The sequence below is a fragment of the Oleiphilus sp. HI0066 genome, from assembly GCF_001635725.1.
Genome location: NZ_LWFH01001222.1, coordinates 127409 through 134465, shown reverse-complemented (window position 1 = coordinate 134465; position 7057 = coordinate 127409). Strand labels below are relative to the sequence as shown.

The following is a 7057-nucleotide window of genomic DNA, read 5'->3' as shown; positions in this document are numbered from 1 at the left end:
GCTCATGCACATCTGTAATCACAGCAACGTTAAACGTGTTTTTTACTTCTTCAAAAATACGGAGCCCTTCTTCCATACCTGGACCACGGAACGAAGTAATCGAAGAACGATTTGCTTTATCAAACGACGCTTTAAAAACGTAAGGAATATTTAGTTTTTGGGTGACTTCTACGTACTTCTCAGCAATTTGAAGTGCCAGATCTCTTGATTCCAGCACATTCATCCCACCAAATAACACGAAAGGTTTGTCGTTCGCGATTTCGATATCGCCAACCTTCACTACTTTTTGGCTCATACCGCCTACCTTATCTCTCTCGCCAAAGCCTCTAAGCTTTTTTGTTCTGAATCGCCGCTTTTACGAAACCTTCAAACAAACCGTGGCCATCACGCGGAGTAGACGTGAACTCTGGGTGGAATTGGCACGCAACGAACCAAGGATGTTCTGGTGCTTCCACAACTTCAACCAACGCACCATCCATCGAACGACCAGAGACAATAAGTCCGGCCTCTTTTAGCTTTGGAAGTAAGTTATTGTTTACTTCATAACGATGACGATGACGCTCATTGACAACTTCTTTGCCATAAGCGGTTGCAACGGTAGAACCAGGCTCCAAGCGACAGTCCTGCGCACCTAAGCGCATGGTACCACCAAGATCAGAACTATCAGTACGTTGTTCGACACTTCCGCTCTGGTCTTGCCATTCAGTGATCAAACCAACCACTGGATTAGCACTTTCTGAATCAAACTCCGTACTGTTTGCGCCTTCTAAACCTGCAACATGGCGCGCATATTCAATAACTGCCACTTGCATACCCAAGCAGATACCTAAATAAGGCACCTTATTTTCACGCGCATATTTAACCGTTTGGATCTTTCCTTCTACACCACGATTTCCGAAACCACCCGGCACCAGAATCGCATCGACATCTTCGATCTGCCCAGTTCCGTTATCGATAATAGTTTCAGAGTCTACGTAGCGAATATTAACCTTCGTGCGATTACGTAAGCCTGCATGCTTGAGCGCCTCAATCAAAGACTTATAAGCATCCAAAAGCTCCATGTACTTACCGACCATCGCAATCGTAACTTCTTGCTCTGGGTTCGCTTCTGCTTCAACAACACCATCCCACTCACTTAAATCAGCAGGAGCAGCATCAATATTAAAGCGCTCGCAAATAATGTTATCTAAACCTTGTTCGTGCAGCATTCTCGGAATGAGATAGATGCTGCTTGCGTCTCGCAAAGGAATAACCGCGCGCTCTTCAACATTCGTGAACAAAGCAATTTTGCGGCGAGATGATGCATCAATTTCATGATCAGAACGACATACCAGAATATCGGGTTGAATACCGATAGAACGCATTTCTTTTACAGAGTGCTGCGTCGGTTTTGTCTTAGTTTCTCCCGCAGTCGCGATATAAGGCACTAAGGTCAAATGCATAAACATCGCGCGATTAGAACCAACTTCAATCTTTAACTGACGCACAGCTTCAAGGAAAGGCTGGGATTCTATATCACCTACGGTTCCGCCAATTTCGACAAGCGCAACATCGTAACCGCTTGCACCTTCAACAACACGACGTTTAATTTCATCCGTAATGTGCGGAATTACCTGAACAGTTCCGCCCAAGTAATCACCACGACGCTCTTTACGAATGACATCTTCATAGACACGTCCACTCGTAAAGTTGTTGCGCTTAGTCATTTTAGTGCGGATGTAACGCTCATAATGACCAAGATCTAAGTCAGTCTCTGCTCCGTCTTCAGTAACGAATACTTCGCCATGCTGAAAGGGACTCATCGTCCCTGGGTCAACGTTAATATATGGATCCAGCTTCAGCATTGTGACTTTTAGTCCACGAGCTTCTAAAATTGCTGCTAGGGAAGCAGAAGCAATACCTTTACCTAACGAAGAAACAACGCCGCCGGTGACGAATATAAAACGAGTCATGTAAACCCTGTCGATTCAAAAACAAAACCAATCACGCGCCTAATGAATTTCATTAGCACAACAACGTGACTACCAATATCAGTAAACTACTAGCAAATCGCTAAAAATTTGCGAAGAAAGGGAGGCGAATTAGCACCTCAAGATGGGGCGCCAGAATACCAGAACATCTACTCCGTCACAAACTAAATTGTCCGTTTCACGCTAGTTTACGTATAACTAAATATGCCCGCGAAGTTTAGTAGAGCAGCTTGCATCATGCCATTTATTTGGGGACTTAAAAGTCTGCTCAATTGTTGAATGATGCTAGACTGTTTCAATACATTGATTTTTCAAGAATTGTTCAAACTTTAACCATGCTCTTTTTATTGAATCACAGACTCATTACGGCTGCTTTTATTCTATATAGCATGGCATTTTCATCCGTAGCCTCTGCGCAAGCGCTCATTTTTGGCATCACACCTCAAACACCTTCACCGCAACCTATTTATGATCAACGTTTTGAAAATGCGGACAGCAAGGTATTGAAGACTCGCGTTATCTACGAGCGACGCACGGATACACCAACAAAGTCTCAAGTCTGGCAACAACTGCTCACGCAACTTGAAGATAAAACAGGCTTAAGCTTTACCTTAGTCATTGCAGACAGCCAATTAGCATTTGAGCGCGCTCTTGCTCAAGGAAAGTTTGATCTTGCTTATCTGACACCGTTGCAATTTTTATCGGCGATTGAGTCTCAAGGTTACAAAGCCCTCGCAAAAAGAAAAGCTCAACTACTGAGATCACTGATCGTCGTTAAACGCCTAGACAAAGCAAAAACACTCCGCGACATTGAAACGTCTGTCACCGGCTTTGACTCCTTACTCAACTACACCTCAAGCGTTATACCGCGATACAGCTTAAAGCGTTTAGGCTTTGCGTTGCCCATGCGACTCTATCCCGACACAAAACAGTTAGAGATGGCTCTGACCGAAGGAAAAGTACGCGCCATTAGCCTAGCTGAATCAGACTTTTATGCTTTGTCTCCAGATCGACAGGAACAATTAAAAATTCTCTGGGAAACTCCGGGGTTTAGTCCATTTGCCTTTGCAACCCATCCTCGCGTACCGTTTTATTCCATTAATAAGCTTCAGCGAGCCATGGTGAACTTGAATCGTCGAGGCAACAACGCCGAACTCCTACAAGCGCTAGAAGCACGTAATGGCTTTGAGGTAGCAAGAAACAGTGACTGGATCGATGCACAAGATATCAATGTACAAGAATTAAACATGCATCTTCCACTTGCAGAGCCCGCCCAAGAGTAAATGAGGTATGACACAACAAGTCGTCTTTTTTTCTAGCTGCCTTGTTGAGCATATCTATCCACAAGTTGGCTTAGACAGCGTCGCATTATTAGAGCATTGCGGCTTCGAAGTGCTGTTTCCCAAATTTCAAAGCTGTTGCGCCCAACCGGCATATAACTCTGGCGCCAAGGATCAAGCGCAAGAAGTCGCAAAACAAACCATTGATTTACTGAGCAAATACGATCTCCCCGTAGTAGTACCTTCCGCTTCATGCGCAGACATGATTAAAAAACACTTCCCTCTATTGATGAATAGAAGACTCTCACTACTCAATGCTTGCAAAAAATCTGTCTGAGAGGTGCTTTGAACTGATTCAATTCATTTCACCATTCCTACCATCCATGAGCGATGAAAAAGAATCTATTGCTCTTCACGTGTCATGCTCTGCAAGACGTGGAATCAAGAGCGAAGAGTCTTGGGTAACATCACTTCAAAATTCAGGACATGTAGTCGAGCAACCAAATTATCAAAATGAGTGTTGCGGCTTTGGTGGCACCTTTTCGGTGAAAGCACCCGAAATATCGTCTGTAATGGCTGAAGATAAATGCAAATCTTTAATGGCATTATCCCCGACATTTACATCTGGAGATTGCGGCTGCCTGATGCATTTAAACGGATATGCCGACAAAAACAAACTAGTCCTAAAAGGGAAGCACATTGTAAGCATACTTACAGAACGTTATGGAGTTTCCGATGTCAGATAACTTCAGAATTCGGACTGTTGATGCGCTATCCGACGATTCGTTGCAGAACAATTTTCGTGGAGCGATGGATTTTCTCCAAGACAAAAGACACCAAGCATTTCAAGACTTAGAGTTCGAAAAGTTACGAAGTGAAGGCGCAGATATTCGAAAAAATGTAATTGCTCACTTACCCGATCTTCTTGAGAAACTGGAAAGGAAGTGCATCGACAATGGTATTCATGTGCACTGGGCTGAAGACGCCCAACAAGCTTGTCGAATCATCGAAAGAATTGCCCAAGACAACGAAGTTAAACAAGTCGTTAAAGGCAAATCAATGGTTAGCGAAGAAATCGAATTGAACCAACACCTTGAGGCACAAGGAATCGAGTGCATTGAAACCGATATGGGCGAATACATTGTTCAACTTGATCATGAAAAGTCATCTCATATCATCATGCCCGCCATCCATAAGACAAAAGAGCAAATAGCCCAACTCTTCGCAGATAAGCTTAATGAGGATTTTGGTAAACCTCCAAAAGACGCCACTGTAGATGAACTTATTGGCGTTGGGAGAAAAGTACTCCGACAAAAATTCATGCAGGCCGACATGGGTATTAGCGGGGTTAATTTTGCGATAGCAGAGACCGGAACACTTTGCTTGGTAGCAAATGAAGGAAATGGTCGCATATCGACCGGCGTACCAGATATTCACGTTGCGTTAATGGGACTTGAAAAAGTTATTCCTTCATTCGCAGAACTGCCAACCTTGCTCAAATTACTGACTCGTTCAGCAACGGGTCAGATTATGACAACCTACCTCAACATGATCAGTTCACCACGCAAAGATCAAGAGCTAGACGGTCCGTCACAATTTCATCTCGTAATTATTGATAACAAGCGCAGCGCTATGTACCAAGATGATGTACTTCAGGAAACGCTCACCTGTATACGAGGTGGCGCATGCATGAATCATTGTCCCGTATACACAAGAATCGGTGGCCACGCATATGGAAGCACTTATCCAGGTCCAATCGGACAAATCGTCACTCCACAAATAGAAGGAATAGAACACGCGGGAGATCTTCTTGATGCATGTTCTTTAAACGGAGCTTGCGGTGAAGCTTGCCCTGTTAGCATAGACTTACCTGTACTCATCAGAGAGCTCAGGAACAAGCAGACTTCTCTCAAACCTCCACATCGAGTGATATGGAATATATGGCGCCAATTTTATCGTTCGACGAAACGACACGCGCTACTCTCTAAATTCGTTAGTTTGTGTTCACGCTTACCAATGCCAACACCGAAAGCTTGGAGCAACACGCGCACCTTTCCCAAACCCGCCCCCGAGAGCTTCTCGACACTTATAAAAAACAAAAAGAGAATGAGCGTGAATCAGAGTAAAGCAAATTTCTTAAATCGCTTACGCGTATCGCAACAAATGATCGAAAGTACTGAAAGCGAAACTGAAAAGAAATCAGCCATAAATAACGCTTCCGGTAAGGAAGTACTCACAAGATTGTTAGAAAATAACCGTGCTATTCTCATAGAGACTGATTACAAAGAGCTTGCTCAAAACATCAACACGCAGATAAAACAGTTACAGCCTGTCCAATACATTGTGAGCGAACATCCACGACTAAAAGAACTGCTTGGAAATGAGCTTACGGAATCAAATCAATGTAAATTGGCGGACACCTGGCGCGAAGCGAAACAGCAATTATTTGAAGACATTGAGCTCAGCATTTGTTTTGCAGACTCGGCGTTATGCGAACAAGGAGCTCTGCTACTTAAAGCGGATAAAAATCAGCCACGAAATCTGAGCTTAATTCCTGAAACGAGTTTTATCATAGTGGAAGCTTCGAATATCTTTCCTGACCTGCAGCAATGCGTTCAAAGCGCGCATTTTGATACCCGAAACCTACCAAGTAATATGGTGCTGATCTCAGGCCCATCAAAAACCGCAGACATTCAATAAACTCTGGCCTACGGTACGCATGGTCCAAAACGACTGTTTGTTTTTTTAGTAAGTTAAGCGCATTATTTATTGGTTAATCGCACGAGTTCCAAATAATAACTCCCCCTTAAATAAAACCTCGAGTAAGAAGGATTACGTATGGGTATTTACAACAAATTTGCTTTTGGCGCTGCACTTGTTGCGGCATCGTTTTCAAGCTCTCTTATTGCTGCAGACAATAAGCACGTCGCGATCACGCAGATCGTTGAGCATCCCGCTCTCGATTCAGTCCGACAAGGTGTACAAGATGTGCTCGCAGAATCGGGATTCAAAGCAGGAGAGAATTTAGAGTGGGAATATCAGAGCGCACAAGGAAACCCAACCACTGCCGCGCAAATTGCCAAAAAATTTGCGGGCAATAATCCAGATGTCATCGTGGCAATAGCAACACCGTCTGCGCAAGCGATGGTCGCCTCTGCCCGCAATAGCAACATCATTTTTTCAGCGGTAACAGATCCTGTCGGCGCAAAGCTCGTAGCGGCATGGGATAAACCAAGTCCGAAAGTAACTGGGGTATCAGACCTAACACCTGTCGATAAACACATGGAGCTGACTAAGCAAATCGTTCCAGATGCCGCGAAGGTTGGTGTGATCTATAACCCTGGCGAAGCGAACTCAGTCTCTTTGGTTGAGCTAGTGAAAAAACATGCACCATCACAAGGTATGGAAGTTGTTGAAGCTGCTTCACCTAAATCAGCAGATGTGCAAACTGCTATGCGCTCACTTGTTGGAAAAGTAGATGTCGTTTACTTACCTACCGACAACACCGTGATATCTGCGCTAGAAGGCGTTATCAAGATTGCGGAACAAACTGACATTCCCGTTATCGCAGCAGATACAGATAGTGTTAAACGTGGCGCGATCGCCGCTCTAGGCTTTAACTATTATGACGTTGGACGTCAAACTGGCGCAATGGTTGTCGAAGTGTTAAACGGCAAAGCGCCAGGTGAACTTCCAGTGCAAGGAGTCGAGAAAACAGAGCTTTATCTAAACCTACCAGCAGCAGAGGCCATGGGCGCAACCATTCCTGAAGCGCTATTAGGACAGGCGAAAGAAATCATTGAATAG

The 7057-nt window shown here is 44.3% G+C and carries 6 protein-coding genes and 1 pseudogene; 5 read left to right on the top strand and 2 right to left on the bottom strand.

Annotation, left to right across the window (positions count from 1 at the left end; all coding sequences use genetic code 11):
- Together A3738_RS17485 and A3738_RS17480 are read right to left on the bottom strand one after the other, a co-directional pair.
- Nucleotides 1-295 (bottom strand): annotated as a pseudogene (locus tag A3738_RS17485) (3-deoxy-8-phosphooctulonate synthase); the annotation flags it as partial.
- 31 nt (nucleotides 296-326) lie between these two features.
- Nucleotides 327-1952 carry a CTP synthase gene (locus tag A3738_RS17480; protein ID WP_068483587.1) on the bottom strand — a complete coding sequence of 542 codons (1626 nt, stop codon included), beginning with the start codon at nucleotides 1950-1952 and terminating at the stop codon, nucleotides 327-329.
- A 407-nt stretch (nucleotides 1953-2359) separates the two neighbouring features.
- On the opposite strand from A3738_RS17480, the gene A3738_RS17475 reads away from it, so the two are divergent.
- The 5 genes from A3738_RS17475 to A3738_RS17460 all read left to right on the top strand — a co-directional run bounded on the left by A3738_RS17475 (nucleotide 2360) and on the right by A3738_RS17460 (nucleotide 7057).
- The gene (locus tag A3738_RS17475) at nucleotides 2360-3253 is read left to right on the top strand and encodes a phosphate/phosphite/phosphonate ABC transporter substrate-binding protein (RefSeq protein ID WP_197472382.1); all 894 of its coding nucleotides are present in this window, start codon (nucleotides 2360-2362) and stop codon (nucleotides 3251-3253) included.
- 7 nt (nucleotides 3254-3260) lie between these two features.
- Nucleotides 3261-3587 (top strand): (Fe-S)-binding protein, encoded by a 327-nt coding sequence (locus A3738_RS29460; protein WP_068499720.1) that lies wholly within the window; start codon nucleotides 3261-3263, stop codon nucleotides 3585-3587.
- Nucleotides 3565-3996: a (Fe-S)-binding protein gene (locus A3738_RS29455; protein ID WP_068754799.1), complete on the top strand. Its 432-nt coding sequence runs from the start codon at nucleotides 3565-3567 to the stop codon at nucleotides 3994-3996. The genes A3738_RS29460 and A3738_RS29455 overlap by 23 nt, the downstream gene beginning before the upstream one ends.
- On the top strand, nucleotides 3986-5950 hold the full coding sequence (locus A3738_RS17465; protein WP_068502122.1) for a LutB/LldF family L-lactate oxidation iron-sulfur protein: 1965 nt from the start codon (nucleotides 3986-3988) through the stop codon (nucleotides 5948-5950). Before A3738_RS29455 ends, A3738_RS17465 begins: the two co-directional genes overlap by 11 nt.
- Before the next feature lie 138 nt (nucleotides 5951-6088).
- Complete coding sequence (locus A3738_RS17460; RefSeq protein ID WP_068483596.1) at nucleotides 6089-7057, top strand: ABC transporter substrate-binding protein; 969 nt, start codon at nucleotides 6089-6091, stop codon at nucleotides 7055-7057.